The sequence below is a fragment of the Zoogloea sp. genome (assembly GCF_041911615.1).
Classification (GTDB): Bacteria; Pseudomonadota; Gammaproteobacteria; order Burkholderiales; family Rhodocyclaceae; genus Zoogloea.
Genome location: NZ_JAYROR010000139.1, coordinates 31,595 through 51,815 on the forward strand (window position 1 = coordinate 31,595; position 20,221 = coordinate 51,815).

18 protein-coding genes are annotated in these 20,221 nt (G+C 69.4%); 12 read left to right on the forward strand and 6 right to left on the reverse strand.

Features of this window, described 5'->3' with window-relative positions; genetic code table 11:
* Positions 1-17: 17 nt before the first annotated feature.
* The 12 genes from nadA to ACE3P2_RS18770 all read left to right on the forward strand — a co-directional run bounded on the left by nadA (position 18) and on the right by ACE3P2_RS18770 (position 12,486).
* Positions 18-1,118: a quinolinate synthase NadA gene (gene nadA / locus ACE3P2_RS18715; protein WP_374267281.1), complete on the forward strand. Its 1,101-nt coding sequence runs from the start codon at positions 18-20 to the stop codon at positions 1,116-1,118.
* Between the two features lie 112 nt (positions 1,119-1,230).
* On the forward strand, positions 1,231-1,980 hold the full coding sequence (locus tag ACE3P2_RS18720) for an endonuclease/exonuclease/phosphatase family protein (RefSeq protein WP_374267283.1): 750 nt from the start codon (positions 1,231-1,233) through the stop codon (positions 1,978-1,980).
* Positions 1,977-3,137 carry a cardiolipin synthase ClsB gene (clsB, locus tag ACE3P2_RS18725; RefSeq protein WP_374267285.1) on the forward strand — a complete coding sequence of 387 codons (1,161 nt, stop codon included), beginning with the start codon at positions 1,977-1,979 and terminating at the stop codon, positions 3,135-3,137. Before ACE3P2_RS18720 ends, clsB begins: the two co-directional genes overlap by 4 nt.
* Before the next feature lie 58 nt (positions 3,138-3,195).
* Positions 3,196-3,681 carry a D-glycero-beta-D-manno-heptose 1-phosphate adenylyltransferase gene (gene rfaE2, locus ACE3P2_RS18730; RefSeq protein ID WP_374267287.1) on the forward strand — a complete coding sequence of 162 codons (486 nt, stop codon included), beginning with the start codon at positions 3,196-3,198 and terminating at the stop codon, positions 3,679-3,681.
* Between the two features lie 114 nt (positions 3,682-3,795).
* Entirely contained in the window at positions 3,796-4,728 is a 933-nt protein-coding gene (gene cysK / locus ACE3P2_RS18735) for a cysteine synthase A (protein WP_374267289.1), read from the forward strand.
* A gap of 94 nt (positions 4,729-4,822) precedes the next feature.
* The gene (locus ACE3P2_RS18740; RefSeq protein ID WP_374267291.1) at positions 4,823-5,977 is read left to right on the forward strand and encodes a MalY/PatB family protein; all 1,155 of its coding nucleotides are present in this window, start codon (positions 4,823-4,825) and stop codon (positions 5,975-5,977) included.
* Positions 5,974-7,194, forward strand: coding sequence for an MFS transporter (locus ACE3P2_RS18745; RefSeq protein WP_374267293.1), 1,221 nt, complete (start codon positions 5,974-5,976; stop codon positions 7,192-7,194). Before ACE3P2_RS18740 ends, ACE3P2_RS18745 begins: the two co-directional genes overlap by 4 nt.
* Before the next feature lie 84 nt (positions 7,195-7,278).
* Positions 7,279-9,090, forward strand: a complete 1,812-nt coding sequence (locus tag ACE3P2_RS18750; RefSeq protein ID WP_374267295.1) for an NAD(P)H-dependent oxidoreductase subunit E — start codon at positions 7,279-7,281, stop codon at positions 9,088-9,090.
* Positions 9,087-9,788, forward strand: coding sequence for a 2Fe-2S iron-sulfur cluster-binding protein (locus tag ACE3P2_RS18755; RefSeq protein WP_374267297.1), 702 nt, complete (start codon positions 9,087-9,089; stop codon positions 9,786-9,788). The genes ACE3P2_RS18750 and ACE3P2_RS18755 overlap by 4 nt, the downstream gene beginning before the upstream one ends.
* 79 nt (positions 9,789-9,867) lie before the next feature.
* Positions 9,868-10,413, forward strand: a complete 546-nt coding sequence (locus ACE3P2_RS18760; RefSeq protein WP_374267299.1) for an NADP oxidoreductase — start codon at positions 9,868-9,870, stop codon at positions 10,411-10,413.
* 117 nt (positions 10,414-10,530) lie between these two features.
* A complete protein-coding gene (locus tag ACE3P2_RS18765; protein ID WP_374267300.1) occupies positions 10,531-11,997 on the forward strand; it encodes a Ni/Fe hydrogenase subunit alpha in 1,467 nt (488 codons plus the stop codon).
* Between the two features lie 6 nt (positions 11,998-12,003).
* Positions 12,004-12,486: a hydrogenase maturation protease gene (locus tag ACE3P2_RS18770; RefSeq protein ID WP_374267302.1), complete on the forward strand. Its 483-nt coding sequence runs from the start codon at positions 12,004-12,006 to the stop codon at positions 12,484-12,486.
* Here ACE3P2_RS18770 and ACE3P2_RS18775 read toward each other — a convergent pair.
* The 6 genes from ACE3P2_RS18775 to ACE3P2_RS18800 all read right to left on the reverse strand — a co-directional run.
* A complete protein-coding gene (locus tag ACE3P2_RS18775) occupies positions 12,483-13,034 on the reverse strand; it encodes a hypothetical protein (protein ID WP_374267304.1) in 552 nt (183 codons plus the stop codon). The genes ACE3P2_RS18770 and ACE3P2_RS18775 overlap by 4 nt on opposite strands.
* Positions 13,035-13,463: 429 nt before the next feature.
* Positions 13,464-14,090, reverse strand: coding sequence for a response regulator (locus tag ACE3P2_RS18780; protein WP_374267306.1), 627 nt, complete (start codon positions 14,088-14,090; stop codon positions 13,464-13,466).
* 384 nt (positions 14,091-14,474) lie between these two features.
* Complete coding sequence (locus ACE3P2_RS18785) at positions 14,475-14,972, reverse strand: hypothetical protein (RefSeq protein ID WP_374267308.1); 498 nt, start codon at positions 14,970-14,972, stop codon at positions 14,475-14,477.
* Complete coding sequence (locus tag ACE3P2_RS18790; RefSeq protein WP_374267310.1) at positions 14,956-18,090, reverse strand: efflux RND transporter permease subunit; 3,135 nt, start codon at positions 18,088-18,090, stop codon at positions 14,956-14,958. Before ACE3P2_RS18790 ends, ACE3P2_RS18785 begins: the two co-directional genes overlap by 17 nt.
* 10 nt (positions 18,091-18,100) lie before the next feature.
* The gene (locus ACE3P2_RS18795) at positions 18,101-19,654 is read right to left on the reverse strand and encodes an efflux RND transporter periplasmic adaptor subunit (RefSeq protein WP_374267312.1); all 1,554 of its coding nucleotides are present in this window, start codon (positions 19,652-19,654) and stop codon (positions 18,101-18,103) included.
* Positions 19,651-20,221, reverse strand: a 571-nt coding sequence (locus tag ACE3P2_RS18800; protein ID WP_374267314.1) for a TolC family protein, incomplete at its 5' end; no start/stop codon positions are given. The genes ACE3P2_RS18800 and ACE3P2_RS18795, both read right to left, overlap by 4 nt.

Below are 20,221 nucleotides of genomic sequence, written 5' to 3' on the forward strand. Positions count from 1 at the left end.
ACCACAGGACCCCATCGATGCAAGTCGCTCCGATCAGTTTCGACCGCTTCAACACCCTGGCCGACGCCGACGCCCACGAACGTATCCGCGCCGCCCGTGCCCGCCTGGGCGACAAGGCCGTGCTGCTGTGCCACCACTACCAGCGCGCGGATGTTTACCAGTACGCCGATCTCACCGGCGATTCGCTGAAGCTCTCGCGCCTCGCCGCCGAGACCGACGCCGAGTTCATCGTGTTCTGCGGCGTGCATTTCATGGCCGAGGTGGCGGACATCATGTCCAAGCCCCACCAGCAGGCCATCCTGCCCGACCTCGCCGCCGGCTGTTCGATGGCCGACATGGCCAACCTCGCCAAGGTCGAGCGCTGCTGGCGCGAACTGACCGAAGTGCTCGAAACGCCCGACGCGCAGATCACGCCGGTCACCTACATCAACTCCGCGGCCGATCTCAAAGCCTTCTGCGGTGAACACGGCGGCATCGTGTGCACCTCGACCAACGCCCCGGTGATCCTCGACTGGGCGTTCAAGCAGCGCGAGAAGGTGCTGTTCTTCCCGGATCAGCACCTGGGCCGCTGGACCGGCTTCAACAAGGGCATTCCGCTCGACGAGATGGTGGTGTGGGATCCGGACCAGGAGTACGGCGGCCTCACGCCCGAGCAGATCAGGAAGGCCAAGATCCTGCTCTGGAAGGGCCACTGCTCGGTGCACCAGATGTTCCAGCCGGCGCACATCATCAAGTTCCGCAACCAGTACCCGGAAGGCAAGGTCATCTCCCACCCGGAGAGCGCCCTCGAGGTGTGCCGTCAGTCCGATTTCGTCGGTTCCACCGAGTACATCATCAAGGTCGTCAAGGAATCCGCCCCGGGCACCCGCTGGCTGGTGGGCACCGAGCTGAACCTCGTCAATCGCCTTGCCGAGGAAGTGAAGCACGAAGGCAAGATCGTCCAGTTCATGGCCCCCACCGTGTGCATGTGCTCGACGATGCAGCGCATCGACCCGCAGCATCTGGCCTGGACCCTCGAGAACCTCGCCGACGGCAACGTGGTCAACCGCATCACCGTGCCCGAACACGAAGCCGCGCTGGCCAAGGTTGCCCTCGAGCGGATGCTCGCGGTCTCCTGAGGCCCTCGCCCCACGGCTCAAGACGGCGCCCCAGGGCGCCGTCTTCACGTCCGGGAAGCGCGTGCAGAAGCCGGCCCGAACGCGCAGAATGAAGACAAAGACAGGAGGCCCGATGAATACCCTGCGCATCTGCACTTACAACATCCACAAAGGCTTCTCCCAGTTCAACCGGCGCCTGTCGATCCACGACCTGCGCGAGCGCCTGCGCCTGCTCGGCGCCGACGTGGTCTTTCTGCAGGAAGTGCAGGGCATGCACCTGCGCCACGCCCAGCAGCACCCGGACTGGCCGGGCCAGCCGCAGCACGAGTTCCTGGCCCGCGACGTCTGGCAGCAGACCGCCTACGGCGGCAACGCGATCTACGACCACGGCCATCACGGCAACGCCATCCTGAGCCGACACCCGATCCTCTCCCAGGCCAATCAGGACGTCTCCGACCACCGCTTCGAGAGCCGCGGCCTGCTCCATTGCGAGATCAATGTGGTCGGCGTCGCCCAGCCGGTGCACTGCGTCTGCGTGCACCTCGGGCTCACCGCCGGCAGCCGACGGCGCCAGATGGCGGCGCTGGTCAAGCGCCTCGACGCCCTCGCCCCGGACGGCGCGCCGCTCATCATCGCCGGCGACTTCAACGACTGGCGCAACCACGCCGACGACTGCCTCACCGACCAGCTCGGCGTCGCCGAAGCCTTCGTGTCGGTGCGCGGGCGGCCGGCGCGCAGCTTCCCGAGCACGCTGCCGGTGCTGCGCCTCGACCGCATCTACGTGCGCGGCTTCGCGGTGGACAAGGCCGAGGTGCACTACGGCCAGCCCTGGAGCCGCATCTCGGATCACGCCGCGCTGACCGCCCAGCTGCGCCCGCAATGAGCAGCGCCTGGCAAACCGGCAACGCGCTGACGCTGCTGGAGAACGGCACCGAGTTCTTTCCGGCCCTCGAGACGGCCATCGACGGGGCGACGGTCGAAATCTTCCTCGAGACCTATATCTTCGCCAACGACGAGATCGGCCATCGCATCGCCGCGGCCCTCGGCCGCGCCGCCGGCCGGGGCGTCACCGTACGGCTGCTGGTGGACGGCTTCGGCGGACGCGAATTCGTCGCCACCCTGATGGACGGCCTCGTCGCCGCCGGCGTGCATGTGCTGATCTACCGGCGCGAGGTCGCCGCCTTCTCCCTGCGCCGCCATCGCCTGCGGCGCCTGCACCGCAAGCTCGCCGTGATCGACGGGCGGATCGCCTTCGTCGGCGGCATCAACATCGTCAGCGACTACGATCCCCCCAGCCTCGCCGCCCCACGCCAGGATTACTCGGTCCGCGTCGAAGGCCCGCTCCTCGCGCCGATTCACGACAGCGTCGCGCGCGTCTGGGAGATCGTCGCGTGGGCCTCGTTCCGCCAGCGCCGGCGTCTCGCCGCCAGCCGCCCGGTGTGTCCGCTGCCCTGCGGCGACGTGGAAGCCGGCTTCCTGATCCGCGACAACATCCGCCACCGGCGCGACATCGAGGACGCCTACCTCCTCGCCATCGCCGCGGCCCGGCGCGAAGTCGTGCTCGCCAACGCCTATTTCCTGCCCGGCCGACGATTCCGCCAGGCGTTGCTGGCCGCCGCCCGGCGCGGCGTGCGGGTCACCCTGCTGACCCAGGGCTGGACCGACCACCCGCTGCAGCAGCGCGCCACCCGCGCGCTCTACGGCCAGTTCCTCGCCGGCGGCGTGCGCATCTTCGAATACCACCGCAGCCACCTGCACGCCAAGGTGGCGGTGGTCGACGAGCGCTGGGCGACCGTCGGCTCGTCCAACATCGACCCGTTCAGCCTGCTGCTGGCCCGCGAGGCCAATGTCTTCGTGCGCGACGGGCGCTTCGCCGGCGAACTGCGCCGCCGCCTCGACCGCGCCATGCACGACGGCGGCCACGAAATCCACGCCGACGCCTGGGAACGCGGCCCGCGCCTGCAGCGCTTCGTCAACTGGCTGTCCTACGGGCTGGTGCGGGTGATGATCGGCCTCGCCGGCTACGGCGGACGGCACTGAATCCGCGCAAAGTGGGACAATCGTCCGATCGTCCGCCCACCCCCACCGCCTCCACGCCATGTACCCCGCCCCGTCCTTCGAAGCCAAGTGCTGCCCGCCCGACCAGCTCGTCACCCGCGTCGCCACCCTGCCCCGCCCGCTGGTGTTCACCAACGGCTGCTTCGACATCCTGCACCGGGGCCACGTCACCTACCTCGGGCAGGCCCGTGCCCTGGGTGCCGCGCTGGTGGTCGCCCTCAACAGCGACGCCTCGGTGCGCCGTCAGGGCAAGGGGGCCGACCGTCCGATCAACACGCTCGAAGACCGCCTCGCGGTGATCGCCGCCCTCGACTGCGTCGATCTCGTCACCTGGTTCGACGAGGACACCCCGATCGCGCGCATCCTCGAATGCCATCCCGACGTGCTGGTCAAGGGCGGCGACTGGCCGGTCGAACGCATCGTCGGCGCGCCCGAAACCCTGGCCCGCGGCGGCAGCGTGCACTCCATCCCCTTCGCGCATCAACGCTCCACCACGGCCCTGCTCGAAAAGATCCGCCGGTTATAAGCGGCCTCTTCTGAAAGGATTCTTTTCTTATTCCAATTTCAGCTATTGACGCAGATCAATGCGCACTAGAATCAATAAGTGAATGAAATCCCGCCGGGAAGAAGGAGAAGCCTGATGCGTATCGCCAACAACGTCGCCGAGCTGGTCGGCAACACCCCGCTCGTCAAACTCAACCGCCTCGCCCCCGCGAGCGGCGCCACCGTCGCCCTCAAGCTGGAGTTCTTCAACCCGGCCCACAGCGTCAAGGACCGGATCGCCGTCGCCATGCTCGACGCCGCCGAAGCCGCCGGCAAGCTCAGCGCCGACACCATCGTCCTCGAGCCCACGTCCGGCAACACCGGCATCGGGCTCGCCATGGTGTGCGCCGCGCGCGGCTACAAGAGCGCCTTCGTGATGCCCGAGACCATGAGCCGCGAGCGCAAGCTGCTGCTCAAGGCCTACGGCGCCGAACTGATCCTCACCCCGGGCGCCGAAGGCATGCCCGGCGCGATCAAGAAAGCCAACGAGCTCGCCGCCGCCGATCCCCGCTACTTCATCCCGCAGCAGTTCGACAATCCCGCCAACCCGGCCGTCCACCGCGCCACCACGGCCGAGGAGATCTGGGCCGACACCGACGGCCAGGTGGACATCTTCGTGGCCGGCGTGGGCACCGGCGGCACCGTCACCGGCGTCGGCGAAGCCCTCAAGGCCAAGAAGCCGGGCGTCAAGGTCATCGCCGTCGAGCCCGCCGCCAGCCCGGTCCTGTCTGGCGGCGCCCGCGGCCCGCACCCCATCCAGGGCATCGGCGCCGGCTTCGTACCCGGCATCCTCAACACCCAGGTCTACGACGAGATCGTGCAGGTGCCCAACGACGCCGCCCTCGACACCGCCCGCCGCCTGGCGAAGGAAGAAGGCCTCCTGGTCGGCATCTCCTCCGGCGCCGCGGTGTGGTCCGCCCTGCAGGTGGCCGAGCGCCCGGAAAATGCCGGCAAGCTGATCGTGGTCATCATCCCGTCCTTCGGCGAGCGCTACCTCTCCACCGTACTCTTCCAGCACCTGGAAGTCTGAGCCGCCGACGCACCCAACCGCGGGGGCCGACGTTCGCGTTCGCCCCCGCGGGCCGTTTACACTTGCAACCTTCCCCCTATTCCCGGATGCCCGCGTGACCGCCTTCGACTTCTCCACCGGCCCCGAGCGCGCCGGCTCCGACAGCATCAAATGGCGGCGCTATGCCGGCCGCGACGTGATCCCGATGTGGGTCGCCGACATGGACTTCGCCGCTCCGCCGCCGGTGCTCGACGCCCTGCGCGCCCGGCTCGACCACGGCGTGTTCGGCTACGCCGACCCGTGGCCATCGGTGCTTGACGCGGTGATCGAAGGCATCGCCCGCGACCACGGCTGGCGCATCGAGCCCGACTGGCTGGTGTGGCTGCCGGGCGTCGTCACCGGCTTCAACGTGGCCGCCCGCGCGGTGGGCCAGCCGGGCGACGGCGTCTTCACCGCCACGCCGGTGTATCCGCCCTTCCTCCACGCCCCGGCCCATTCCGATCGCCGCCTCGTCACCACCCCGCTGGTGCGAAACGGCACGCGCTGGGAGTGGGACTGGTCCCGCACCGAGGCCGCGGTGGCCGACGGCGTTCGCCTCTTCATGCTGTGCAACCCCCACAACCCGGTCGGCCGCGCCTTCAGCCGCGAGGAGCTCGGCCGCATCGCCCAGCTCGCCGAACGCCACGACCTCGTCATCTGCTCCGACGAGATCCACTGCGGGCTGGTGCTCGACCCGGCCACGCCGCACATCCCCATCGCCGCGCTCGACGAATCCGTCGCCCGCCGCACCATCACCCTGATGGCGCCGTCCAAGACCTGGAACATCCCGGCGCTCTACTGCGCCTTCGCGATCATCCCCGACGCCACGCTTCGCACCCGCTACAAGCGCGCGATGGCCGGCATCGTGCCCCACGTCAATGTGCTCGGCCTCACCGCCACCGAGGCCGCCTATCGCCACGGCGGCCCGTGGCGCGCGGCGCTCATCGACACCCTGCGCGCCAACGCCGCGCGCGTCGTCGAAGCCATCGACGCCCTGCCCGGCCTTTCAACCACGCCCGTCGAGGCCACCTACCTGGCCTGGATCGACTGCCGCGACCTGCTTGCCGAGCGTGGGCTCGCCAACGCCGCCGCCCACTTCGAGGCCCACGGCGTCGGCCTGTCCGACGGCAAGGACTTCGGCCTGCCCGGCTTCGTGCGCCTCAACTTCGGCTGCCCGCCCGCACGCCTCGACGAAGGCCTGGCCCGCATCGCACGCGCCGTCGCCCCGTGAGCCCGCGGCCGACGCCGGCCCACAACCGCGACTTCCGGCTGTACCTCGTCATCAGCGTCATCAACGCCATCGTCCACTTCGGGCAAGGCGTCGCGGTCGGCTGGTCGGTGTATGAGCTGACCGGCTCGTCGATGGCCCTGGGCCTCGTCGGCCTCGCGCAGTTCCTGCCGATCCTGCTGTTCTTCCTGCCCGCCGGCCACCTGGCCGACCGCTTCGAGCGGCGCCGGATGGTGGTGGCGAGCCTCGCCTTCACCGTCGTCGCCACCGGCCTGCTGGCGGTGGCCGCGTGGCGCCAGCTGGGGGTCGGCTGGATCTACGGCGCGTTGCTGTGCTCGGGCACCGCCCAGATTCTCAACCGCCCCGCGCGGGACGCCCTGCTGCCCGCGCTGGTGGGCGCCGAACACCTCGCCCGAGCCATCGCGCTCGCCACCTCGCTGCATCAGGTCGCGTCGATGGCCGCACCGGCGCTGGCCGGCCTCGTCCTGGCCGCCTGGCACTCGGCGCTGCCGATCCATGCCGCCAACTGCCTGCTGTCCCTCGTCGCGGTGGTCGCCACCCTGGCCATCCGCCAACGCTCCCGCGGCCAGCCGGCGGCGGCCGGCAGCGGTCGGCTGGCCGAGGTGCTGGCCGGCTTCGCCCACGTGTGGCGGGCGCGCCTGCTGCTGGCGGTGATGTCGGTGGATCTCGTGGCCGTACTGTTCGGCGGTGCGGTGGCGCTGCTGCCGGTCTACGCCAAGGACATCCTGCAGGTCGGCCCGGCCGGGCTCGGCATCCTCAGCACTGCGCCGGCGGTCGGCTCGGCGGTGGCCGGGCTGCTGATCGCCCGCTTCGGCGTGGCGCTGGACGGACGGCTGTTCCTCGGCGCGGTAGGCGGCTTCGGGCTGATGACCGTGGTGTTCGGACTGAGCACGTCCTTTCCCCTGTCGCTGGCAGCCCTGGCCCTGCTCGGCGGGCTCGACAGCATCAGCGTGGTGATCCGCCAGACCGTCATCCAGCAGGGCACGCCGGACGCGCTGCGCGGCCGGGTCGGCGCGGTGAATCGGGTCTTCATCAGCTCGTCCAACGAACTCGGCGCCCTCGAATCCGGCCTGCTCGCCGCCGCCATCGGGCCGGTGGCGGCGGTGGTCGGCGGCGGGGCGGTGACGTTGCTGGTCGCCCTCGCCAGCCCCCGCGTGTTCCCCCAGCTCCGATTGCTGCGCCGCAGCGCAAACACCTGATCCGTCAGCCTTTTCTGATCTGGCTCAACCCCGGCCCCGGTGCCGGGCGCATACTCGTCAGGGTGCGCTCCGCAGGAGAAGTCCGTGACGAACACCGTTCAGCCCAGTCTGGCCGATCTCGACGCCGTCCTTGCCCGCCACGGCCATGATCCCCATCGCCTGCTGCAGATCCTGATCGACACCCAGGATCTCGCCGGGTGGCTGCCCGCGCCAGCCCTGACCCACCTCGCCGCCGCCCTCGGGCTCCCCCGCGCCCGCGTCGAAGGGGTGGCCGGCTTCTACAGCTTCCTCTACACCCGGCCCGTGGGCCGCTACCGGGTGCTGTTCTCCGACAACATCACCGACCGTATGCTCGGCAACGCCGGGCTGATGGACGCCCTGTGCCGCAAGCTGTGGGTGGAGCCCGGCCACGTCTCGGAAGACGGGCTGGTGAGCGTCGCCACCACGTCCTGCACCGGCCTGTGCGACCAGGGCCCGGCGATGCTCGTGAATGGCCACGCCATCGGCCGCCTCAGCCACCAGCGCATCAACGAGATCGCCGAGCTGATCCGCCAGCAAAAGCCGCTCGACCAATGGCCGGCGGACTACTTCCGCATCGACGACAACATCCGCCGGCGCGATGCGCTGCTGGGCCTCGAGATGCCGCCGGGCGACGCCCTGCGCGCCGCCATCGCCCGCGGCCGGGATGGCTGGCTGGGGGAGATGCGCGCCTCGCGCCTGCGCGGCCGGGGCGGCGCCGGGTTTGCCACCGCAGTGAAGTGGGAGAGCGCCCGCAACGCGCCGGGCGCCGACAAGGTCATCGTCTGCAACGCCGACGAAGGCGAGCCCGGCACCTTCAAGGACCGCGTGCTCCTCCACAACTACGCCGACCTCGTCTTCGAGGGCATGACCCTCGCCGCCTGGGCCATCGGCGCGCAGACCGGCTTCCTCTACCTGCGCGGCGAGTACCGCGACCTGCGCCCACAGCTCGAAGCCGTGCTGGCCCGCCGACGCGCGGCCGGGCTGCTCGGCGCCGGCATCCTCGGCACGCCGGGCTTCGACTTCGACATCCAGATCCACCTGGGCGCCGGCGCCTACGTGTGCGGCGAGGAATCCGCGCTCATCGAATCCCTCGAAGGCAAGCGCGGCACCCCGCGCATCCGCCCGCCTTTCCCCGTCACCCACGGCTACCTCGGGCGGCCGACGGCGGTGAACAACGTCGAAACCCACGCCAAGACCTGCCTCATCGCGCTCTCTGGCGGCGAAGCCTTCGCGGCCACCGGCACCGCCCAATCCACCGGCACCAAGCTGCTGTCCATCTCCGGCGACTGCGCCGCGCCGGGCATCTACGAATACCCGTTCGGCGTGCCCATCACGCGCATCCTCGAAGACTGCGGCGCCAGCGACACCCAGGCGGTGCAGGTGGGCGGCGCGGCGGGCGTGTGCATCGCCAGCTACGAATTCCACCGCCTCATCGCGTATGAAGACGTGCCCACCGCCGGCGCCTTCATGATCTTCGACGGCAGCCGCGACCTCTTCGACGTGGCCCGCGCCTTCGTGCATTTCTTCGCCCACGAGAGCTGCGGCTTCTGCACCCCGTGCCGGGTCGGCACGGCGCTGCTCAAAGGCTTCATGGACAAGCTGGCCGACGGCCACGGCGCCCGGGCCGATCTCAACGACATCGAATGGCTCGACCGCCTGCTCAAGAACGCCAGCCACTGCGGCCTCGGCAGCGCCGCGCCAAACCCGGTGATCGACACCCTGCAGAAGTTCCGCCCGGCCTACGAGCGGCGGCTGGTGTCGCTGGATTTCGAGCCTGCCTTCGACCTGGACGCCGCACTGGCCGAAGCCCGCCAGCTCACCGCCCGCGACGACCCCGGCGCCCACCTGCAAACCCACGAGGAGGATGCGCGATGAAACAGTTTCTCCTCGACGGCCAGCCCGTCCCGTTTGACGACGGCCAGACCATCCTCGAAGCCGCCCGCGCCGCCGGCCATTACATCCCCAGCCTGTGCTGGCACAAGGATTTTCCGCCCCACGGCAGCTGCAAGCTGTGCGTCGTGAAGAGCGCCGGCCGGCATGTTTCGGCCTGCGCCACGCCGGCCAAGGACGGCGCCGAAGTCGAGAGCAACACCCCCGAGATGAACGGCGAGCGCCGCGGCATCCTGCAGATGCTGTTCGTCGAGGGCAACCACTTCTGCCCGTCCTGCGAGAAGAGCGGCAACTGCGAGCTGCAGGCGCTGGGCTACGAGTACGAGATGCTCACCCCGCGCTTCCGGCACTTCTTTCCGGATCGCCCGGTGGATGCCTCGCACCCCGACGTGCTGCTCGATTTCAACCGCTGCATCTTCTGCGAGCTGTGCGTGCGCGCCAGCCGCGACATCGACGGCAAGTCGGTGTTCGCCCTCACCGGCCGCGGCATCGACAAGCATCTGGTGGTCAATGCCGAATCCGGCCGCCTCGCCGACACGGATTTCAGCAAGGACGACCGCGCCGCGAACATCTGCCCGGTGGGCGTGATCCTGCCCAAGCGCACCGGCTTCGCGGTGCCCATCGGCGAACGCCGCTTCGACAGCACGCAGATCAGCGCCGAGACGCTGAAGGAGGAACCATGAGCGCCCACGCCCGGCCGCCCGAAGTGGGCGCGAACCCTCCCTTGGGGAGGTGGTCACGCAGTGACCGGAGGGTCATCCAATGAGCGCCCCCCGCAAGCTGCGCATAGCCACCGCCTCGCTGGCCGGCTGCTTCGGCTGCCACATGTCCTTCCTCGACATCGACGAGCACCTGTTCGAACTGGTGGATCTGATCGAGTTCGACCGCTCGCCGCTCACCGACATCAAGCACGTGGGGCCGTGCGACATCGGCCTCATCGAAGGCGGTGTGTGCAACGCCGAGAACGTGTACGTGCTGCGTGAGTTCCGCCGCAACTGCAAGACGCTGATCGCGCTCGGCGCCTGCGCCGTTACCGGCGGGCTGCCGGCCCAGCGCAACCAGCTGTCGCTGTCGGAGTGCATGCGCGAGGTCTATCAGTTTCGCCCCGGCGTCGAGAACGGCCAGATCCCCAGCGACCCGGAGCTGCCGCTGCCGCTGGACAAGGTGCGGCCGATCCACGAGGTGGTGCGCATCGACTACTTCATCCCCGGTTGCCCGCCCTCCGGCCCGGCGATCTGGAAATTCCTCACCGACCTGATCGCCGGCCGCACCCCGCGGCTGACGGGCGGGCTGCTGCATTACGACTGAAAGACGATGAGGCGTCAGGCGTGAGGAGACCTTCATTGAGCCTTGTGCGCTGGCGATCGTGAGCGCCACAAGATTCAGAAAGACCTCCTCACGCCTCACCGCCCCAAAGGAGCCCCCATGAGCTTCGAACTGGAAACCGCCGCCAACCGCGAAAACCTGCGCCGGGTCGCCATCGACCCCGTTTCGCGGGTCGAAGGCCACGGCAAGGTCACGCTGCTGCTGGACGACGCCGGCCACGTGAAGGAAGCGCGGCTGCACATCGTCGAGTTTCGCGGCTTCGAGAAATTCATCCAGGGCCGGCCCTACTGGGAAGTGCCGGTGATGGTGCAGCGCCTGTGCGGCATCTGCCCGGTAAGCCACCACCTCGCCGCCGCCAAGGCGCTCGACCCGGTGGTGGGCGCGGTGCCGATCACCACCAGCGCCGAGAAGATCCGCCGCCTGATGCACTACGGCCAGATCCTGCAATCCCACGCGCTGCACTTCTTCCACCTGTCGTCGCCGGACCTGCTGTTCGGGTTTGAATCGCCGGTGGAGCAGCGCAACATCGTCGGCGTAGCCGCCGCCTATCCCGAAGTAGCGCGCCAGGGCGTGCTGCTGCGCAAGTTCGGTCAGGAGGTGATCCGCGTCACCGCCGGCAAGCGGGTGCACGGCACCGGCGCGGTGCCGGGCGGCGTGAACAAGCACGTGAGCCGCGAAGACCGCGATCTGCTGCGCGCAGATGCCGACCAGATCATCGCCTGGAGCCGCGACGCGGTGCACCTCGCCCGCAAGCTCCACGAGACCAACGGCGCGCTGTACGACGAGTTCGGGCTGTTCAGGAGCCACCTGCTGAGCCTGGTGCGCGCCGATGGCGCCCTCGACCTCTACGACGGCGTGCTGCGCCTGCGCGACGCCCGCGGCCTCATCGTGCGCGACGGCGTGCCCTGCGCCGACTACGACGTGTACCTGCGCGAAGAGGTGAAGAGCTGGAGCTACATGAAGTTCCCGTACGTCGAGGCGCTCGGCCCCGCCAAGGGCTGGTACAAGGTCGGCCCGCTGGCCCGGGTGCAGAACTGCGACTTCATCCCCAGCCCGCTGGCCGAGGCCGAGCGCCTCGCTTTTATTGACCACGGCGAGGGCGAGCCCATCCACGCCCCGCTGGCCTACCACTGGGCACGGATGATCGAGATGCTCCACGCCGCCGAGGTCATCCGCGATCTGCTCGACGACCCGGACATCCTGACCGGCGAGACGATGACCGACGGCCCTCGCGCGAGGGAAGGCGTCGGCATCATCGAGGCGCCGCGCGGCACGCTGATCCACCATTACCGGGTGGGCGACGACGATCTGGTGAGCTACTGCAACCTGATCGTCTCCACCACCCACAACAACCAGGCCATGAACGAGGCCGTGCGCCAGGTGGCGCGGCGCTATCTGGATGGCCGCCAGCTCACCGAGGGCCTGCTGAACCACATCGAGGTCGCCATCCGCGCCTTCGACCCGTGCCTCTCGTGCGCCACCCATGCGCTGGGCAAGATGCCGCTGGCGGTCGAATTGCTCGACCCCGACGGCACGCCCCTCGACGCAGCCAGCCGCGGCGCCTGATCCGCCATGACCGTGGTCGTCTTCGCGGTCGGCAACCCGTCACGGGGCGACGACGCCATCGGCCCGCAACTGCTGGCCGAACTCGAAGCCCGCGCCCTGCCCGACGTGCGTCTGGTGGGCGACTTCCAGCTCCAGATCGAACACGCCCTCGATCTGGACGACGCCGATCTGGCGCTTTTCATCGATGCCGGTACCGGCACGCCGGGGCCGTTTCGGTTCTACGAAATCGCGCCCCGCGCGAACTGGCAGGTCAGCTCCCACGCCATCGCGCCGGACGCCGTGCTGCAGGTATTCGCCGATCTGCGGCGCAGGCCACCGCCGCCCGCCTTCGTGCTGTGCGTGCGGGGTGAAGCGTTCGAACTCGGGGAAGGATTGAGTGCCGCCGCCCGGCAGCACCTGGACGCCGCGCGGCGTCATCTGGAAAGCTGCCTTGCCCACCCCGACGCCGCCCAATGGCGTCGGGGTGGGCACTGCGAGCCTCTCGCCTAAACCTTGGCCTGCTGCAGGTGACGCCGGCCGTATTCGTGCAGGAACAACGCAATCGCCTCGTCGGCACCGCCCGGCAGCCCGTCCGGACTGCGCAGTTGCGCCGCCAGCGCCACCCGTCCCTGCCCCCGCACCACCAGGTCGCCGCGCACCAGCAACAGGTGATCGCAGGGCCAGTCGTGCCAGGCCGCCGACTGCACGTCGATGTCCACCTCCAGCGCAAACTGTCCCGTCGCCAGCCAGTCCTGCACCGCGTCGGCAAACCCGGCGCACGACAAGCTCCGCGCCGATTCGCCGCAGCGACCGAAACCACTGGTCCACGCCAGCGACTCGTTGAACGTCTCCCCGGTGGCGTGCATGAATCCGATCGCGACCCGCTCGGCGCCCAGCGCCCGCAGCAGTTGCCGCAACGCGCGCAGGCTGGCGAAGCGGGCGTCGTCGAGATGCCGTACCAGTGCCGCGCCGGTGATCGCCGCCTCGGTGACCGGATCGCTCAGGCCGCGGCCGGCATCGGACAGCGCACCGAAGGGCACGCCGTCGAACAAGGACACGGGGGACTGCTCATTCCACAACATTCGTTCCACCACCGTTCTCGGGACACCCGCCCGTCGAGGAAGTCGTCGGGCCGGAGTGCAGCGCCGGGCAATCGTCAGAAATTCACATATCTACAAAAAACACAAATAAATTGTGATTTTCTATTAAATCGTGACATCTGAATAAATTTAGCATTCGACCCGCCAGAGGACTCCGTGAAATATTCGAAGCCGCTTGCGATTTGACGAAATTTTATAAATCAGACGAATATTCTGGCGTGCCAAATTGCCCACGGCGGGGTGGTCGGCCGGGGAATATGTCACGGCCAATCCCAAAATCATGCCGGCTGCGGAGCGCCATGCCAGCGCCGTCGCACGGACGGCGGCCAGAAAAGCAAAAGGCCGGCAAATGCCGGCCTTGCGGTGAAACCCCTCGTGGCAACGCCTTCAGGCGGCGCGCCCCCGACGCTGCATGGCCATGATCTTGGCCTGCACGTAGCCCTTGAGCTCGCGGAACGGCACGGGCTTGCTATAGAAGATCACGTCCGGCGGCAGGCCGCCGTTCTCGAGGATTTCCTCTTCGGTGAGACCGCTGACGACGACGATGTCCAGCTCCTGGAGCTGCGGGTCGGCGCGCAGGCGGCGGATCATCTCGAAGCCGTCGATGCCAGGCATTCGCAAGTCGGTGATGAGCAGATCGGGCGGCACGCGACCGATCTCCAGCAAGCCGTCGATGCCGCTGGAGACCATGCGGATCTGCAACGGCAGGCCCCACGACGACAGGGTGTGCTCGTAGAGCTTCTGCAGGATGCGGTCGTCCTCCGCCACCAGCACCTGCAGGCTGTTGGGCGACGGGCGCGGCTGGCTCTGGGCGCTGTTGCCGGCCATGGCCCGCGCGCGGAACTCTTCGATCGAACTGACCCGGATGCGCCGATGGCCGCCAGCCGTCTTCCACCCCTCCAGCTGGCCGTTCTCGACCATCTGCTGGACGGTACCCAAAGACAGGCCCAGACGCTGGGCGGCTTCGGAAGTGCTGCAATATTCCTTTTCAGGAGATTCGGGCGTAACGGCCATGGAACGATGAAGGGGAAAGAACTAAAAATTTCAAGGATGGTAACAGTTTAGCCGGGAATATCGCCAAGCCAAGCCGGGACCACGGGTCAGGATGGATTTTGGCAGAACGACCAGCGTTGCCAAAACAGTGTAATCAAACACTCGCCTTCGTCAAAATCAACAATTTACTCAAAATCAAGGCACAAATTGGCGGGCGATTCGATAAGTCTGGCGGGCCCATGACCTGCGGCGACCGTCAGATTCATCAAAGTATATCGCCCCCCGGCCTTGCCTGCCCCCAAGCCTGTCACGCCCGACAACGCGTCAGTGTACCAGTTCGCCCGCATCGCGCCGGACTTTGCCCATTATGGGTTCGATCTGCACTCACCACGGTCGCCCGCGAGCTCAGCGCAGCGGTGGGTGGTTGCAGCAGGCGGCCGGGGCGACGTGGGCCGCGCTCGCGCGCTCGTTGTACTCGGCATAACGCCACAGCCCCCGCCGCAACGCATGTAAGCCGCCGCGCAGCACACCGCCGGCCGCCCGGATCGCCGCTTCGAGCTGGCGAAGCGTCACCCGGCGCAGATCGTAATCCACGACCAGCCCCGCCCCCGCCGGCCGTGCCGCGTGCACGCCGTCGATGGCCTGGAGCACGCGGCACAGGGTGCCGGCCCCGTCGCCGCCGGCTACGACGAGCCGCAGGTGACGACGCTTCGGGATCGCCGTCTCCGCGCGCGGCAGCGCGACATAACGCCCCGGCGCCGCCAGGAAGCGCGCCCGACAGCGGGGCGAACAGAAATGGACCACCCGCCCCCGGTACGTCGCCCGGCACGGGGACGGGAGCTGCGACAGCGCCTCGCCACAGACCGGATCGCGCGCGTCGTGCACCTCAGACCTCCCGCCCATGCCGCAGCCGCCACGTCTTGACCAGCGCGTAGAGCGCCGGGATCACCGCCAGGGTCAGCACGGTGGACGACAGCATGCCGCCGACCATCGGCGCCGCGATGCGGCTCATCACCTCCGAGCCGGTGCCACGACTCCACAGGATCGGCAACAGGCCCGCCATGATCGCGACGACGGTCATCATCTTCGGGCGCACCCGCTCGACGGCGCCCTCCATCACCGCGGCGTAAAGGTCGTCGACGCCGGGCGAGCGCCCTTCGGCCCGACAGCGCGCCTGCCGGTCGGCCCAGGCGTGGTCCAGGTAGATCAGCATCACCACGCCGGTCTCGGCCGCCACGCCGGCCAGGGCGATGAAACCCACCGCCACCGCCACCGACAGGTTGTAGCCGAGCAGCCACATCAGCCACACCCCGCCCACCAGCGCGAAGGGCACCGACAGCATGACGATCAGCGTTTCGGTGAGGCGCCGGAAGTTGAGGTAGAGCAGCAGGAAGATGCTCGTCAGGGTGATCGGGACGACGATCTTCATCCGCGCGATGGCCCGCTCCATGAATTCGAACTGCCCGCTCCAGGCCACGTAGTAGCCCGGCGGAAACTTCACCCGCGCGGCCACCGCCAGCTTCGCGTCGGCCACATAGCCGGCGATGTCGCGGTCGCGGATGTCCACGAAGATGTAGGCCGACAGCAGCGCGTTCTCGGTGCGGATGCCCGGCGTGCCGCGGGCGATGCCCACCTTCGCCAGCTGGCCGAGGGGCAGCATCGCGCCGCCCATCACCGGCACCAGCACCTCGCGGGCGATCTGCTGTGGGTCCGCGCGCAGCTCGCGGGGGTAGCGCACCGTGACGCCGAAGCGCTCGCGGCCCTCGACGGTGCTGGTCACCATCTCGCCGCCCAGGGCGCTGGCGATCACATCCTGCACCTCGCCGACCGTCAGGCCGTAGCGGGCGAGTTGCGCCCGGTCGGGCTCGATGTCGAGGTAGTAGCCGCCGGTGATGCGCTCGGCGAAAGCGCTGGTGGTGCCCGGCACGGTCTTCACCACCGCCTCGATCTGGCGGGCCAGCGCCTCCATCTCGCCCAGATCCTTGCCGAACACCTTGATGCCGATGGGCGTGCGGATGCCGGTGGACAGCATGTCGGTGCGCGCCTTGATCGGCATCGTCCAGGCGTTGGCGACGCCGGGAAACTGCAGCGCCTTGTCCAGTTCGGCGATCAGGCCGTCGGTGGTGAGGCCCGGCCGCCATTCGGACCGCGGCTTGAGATTGATGACCGTCTCGAACATCTCGGTGGGCGCCGGATCGGTGGCGGTGGCGGCGCGCCCGGCCTTGCCGAACACCGACGCCACCTCGGGAAAGCTGCGGATGATCTTGTCCTGCACCTGCAACAGCTCGGCCGCCTTGGTGATCGACATGCCCGGCAGCGAGGTCGGCATGTACAGCAGCGTGCCCTCGTCGAGGGTCGGCATGAACTCGGCGCCCAGCCGCGACGCCGGGTAAAGCGTCGCCGCGAGGGCCAGCAGCGCCAGCCCGACGGTGAGCTTCTTCCAGCGCATCACCGCGGCGATCAGCGGGCGGTAGAGCCGGATCAGCAGCCGGTTTACCGGATTCTTCGCCTCGGGCATGACCCGGCCGCGGATGAACAGCAGCATCAGTACCGGCACCAGCGTCACCGACAGCAGCGCCGCGCCGGCCATCGCGAAGGTCTTGGTCCAGGCCAGCGGCGAGAACAGCCGGCCCTCCTGCCCTTCCAGCGTGAACACCGGCAGGAAGGACACGGTGATGATGAGCAGCGAGAAGAACAGCGCCGGCCCCACCTCGCGGCACGCCGCCAGCATCGCCGCGGCGCGCGCGCTCGCCGCGGCGTCCTCGGGCAGGCGTTCGAGGTGCTTGTGGGCGTTCTCGATCATCACGATGGCGGCGTCGATCATCGCGCCGATGGCGATGGCGATGCCGCCCAGGCTCATCAGGTTCGAGTTCATGCCCAGCAGGCGCATCGCGATGAAGGCCATCAGCACGCCCACCGGCAGCATCAGGATCGCCACCAGCGCGCTGCGCACGTGGAGCAGGAACACCACGCACACCAACGCGACGATCAGCGACTCCTCCACCAGCGTGGTGCGCAGGGTGTCGATGGCGCGGTGGATCAGCTCGGCGCGGTCGTACACCGGCTGCACCGTGACGCCCTCCGGCAGGCCCGGGCCGATCTCGGCGAGCTTGTCCTTCAGGTTGTGGATCACCGCCAGCGCGTTCTGGCCGTAGCGGGCCATCGCGATGCCGGCCACCACCTCGCCTTCGCCATTGAGCTCGGCGAGGCCGCGCCGCTCGTCGGGCGCCAGCTCCACGCGGGCGATGTCGCGCACCAGCACCGGCGTACCGCGCTCCGCCTTCACCACCAGTTGCTCGATGTCGGCCGCGCCGCGCAGGTAGCCCCGCCCGCGCACCATGTACTCGGTCTCGGCCATCTCGACCACGCGGCCACCCACGTCGCGGTTGGAATCGCGGATCGCCTGGGCCACCTTCATCAGCGGAATGCCGTAGGCGCGCAGCTTCACCGGATCGACGGTGACCTGGTAGGTCTGCACGAAGCCACCGATCGACGCCACCTCGGCGACGCCCGGCGCCTTGGCGAGCTGGTAGCGCAGGAACCAGTCCTGGATCGTGCGCAGTTCGGCGAGGGTCTTGTCGCGGGCGACGAGGGCATACTGGAACACCCAGCCCACGCCGGTGGCGTCCGGGCCGAGCTGCGGCGCCACGCCCCGGGGCATTCGCCCGGCCGCGGCGTTGAGATACTCCAGCACCCGCGAACGCGCCCAGTAGATGTCGGTACCGTCCTCGAAAATCACATAGACGAAGGACGCGCCGAAGAACGAGAAGCCGCGCACGACCTTCGAACGGGGCACCGCCAGCATCGCGGTGGTGAGCGGGTAGGTGACCTGATCCTCCACCACCTGCGGCGCCTGCCCCGGGTATTCGGTGTAGACGATGACCTGCACGTCGGACAAATCGGGCAGTGCGTCGATGGGCGTGCGCAGCACCGCGAACACCCCGGCGGCCACGATGAACGCGGTGACGAGCAGGACCAGGAAGCGGTTCCGGCCCGACCAGTCGATGAGCCTCGTCAGCATCGCGCCCCCGTCAGTGCCCGGCGTGGGCGCCGGACGCCGGCACCGCCGAAGTGATGACCCACTCGCCGGGCTGACGCTCGACGAACTCGATCGCCACCGTCGCGCCGGGCTTCAGGGTCGCTCCCAGCGCGGGGCTGGCCAGCTTGAAATCCATCGTCATCGCCGGCCAGCCCAGACTTGCCACCGGGCCGTGGCTGAGGCTCACCGTACCGTCGCCGGCATCGACGCCCTCCACGCGACCGACCGCCCGGTGCCCGACCGCACGCGGCGCCGACGGCGGCGCGCTCGCCGCCCCGGGCGCTGCGAAGCCGGCCAGGGCCGCCTTCAGATTGCTCTCCGCGTCGATCAGGAAGTTGGCGGCCACCACCACCTCGTCGCCGGCCTTGAGCCCCTCGCGCACCTCCACGTAGCCCTCGCCGCGGGCGCCGAGCCGCACCTCGCGCGGTTCGAAGCGCCCCTCGCCCCGCGCCAGCAGCACGATCTGCCGGATACCGCTGTCGATCACCGCCGAACCCGGCACCGTCAGCCCGCGCGCGCCCTCGCCGGCCGACAGTTCCACCCGGGCGAACATCGCCGGCTTGAGCAGCAGGCCTGGGTTGGCCAGCTCCACCCGCACCGGCACGGTCCGCGTCTCGGCGTTGAGGGTCGGGTACACGTAGCTCACGCGGCCCTCGAAAACCCGCTCCGGATACGCGTCGACCCGCACCTTCGCCGATGCGCCGGGGCGCAGCGCGCCCGCCTCCTGCTCCGGCAGGTCGGCCAGCACCCACACCGCCGACAGGTCGGCCACCTGGTAGAGCGTCTCGCCGGGCATGAAGCGCATCCCCTGCACGGCCTTCTTCTCGGTCACCACGCCGGCCACCGGCGAGCGGAAAGTCAGGGTGCGGCGGGCCGCGCCGGATTTCGCCAGGGCGCGCACCTGCTCGTCCGGAATATCCCAGTTGCGCAACCGCGCGAGGCTCGCCTCGGCGAGCTGGCGCATCCCGCCGAGGGCGTCGCCACCCGCCTCCTTCAACGCTTCGACGCCCTGGGCGGCGATCGCGTACTCCCGCTGGGCCGACACCAGTTCGGGGCTGTACACCTCGAACAGCGGCTGGCCCCGGCTCACCGGCTGGCCGGTGACGCTCACGTGGAGGCGCTCCACGTAGCCTTCGAACTTGGGCGCGATGGCGTAGCTGCGCCGCTCGTCCACCTCCACCCGACCAGCCGCGCGCAGCGGACGCTCGAGGCTGCGCACCGCCGCCACCTCGGTGCGCACGCCGAGTTGCTGCACCTTGGCTGCGTCGATCCGGACGGTCCCGGGGGCGGCATCACCCGGCGACGGGGCGTCGCCCTCGTACACCGGGATGTAATCCATCCCCATCGGGTCCTTCTTCGGCGTCGGCGAGGTATCGGGCAGCCCCATCGGGTTGCGGTAGTAAAGCAGTGCACGGGCCGGCTTCGCCCCGGCGGCGGGGGCCTTGGCAACCGGCGTGCCGCCCGCGGGCTGGCGCCCCAGCCAGTAGCCGCCCGCGGCGGCCAGGGCGACGGCAAGTCCGACCGCCAGCGCGGCACCGGCTTTCATAGGTCTTCTCCAACGAGACGTTCGACGTCCGCCAGGCGTAGCTGCGCCTCGGCCTGGGCCTTGATGCGACGCTGGCGGGCCTCGCGGATCTGGCGCTGGGCGTCGAGCACGGTGGCGAAATCCACCCGTCCGGTCTCGTAGCCGGCCAGTGCCGCCTTGAAGCCAAGTTCCGACTGGGGCAGCAGACTGGTCGCCACCAGCGCCTCGGTACGCCGCGCCGCCTCCAGCCCCGCGAGGTTTTCGGCCAGCTCGCCCAGCACCTGGTTGGCGGTGGCGTCGCGACGCGCGCGAGCGGCCGCCAGCATCGCCTCCGATTCACGCTCCTGGGCCCGCCGCGTGCCTTGCTGCAACGGCAGGTTCAGCTCGACCATCAGTTCCCACTCGCGCACCGCGCCCTGGTACTGGATCGGCGAGACACCGAGGGTGAAGTCCGGGTAGCGGTTGGCGTAGGCCAGCTCGCGGCCCTTTTCGGCGGCACGCACGCGGGCCTCGTCGGCGAACAGCTGCGGGTTGCGCGCCCGCACCCGCTCGGCCAGCGCCACCGGGTCGAGGCGGGCCGGCGGCGGC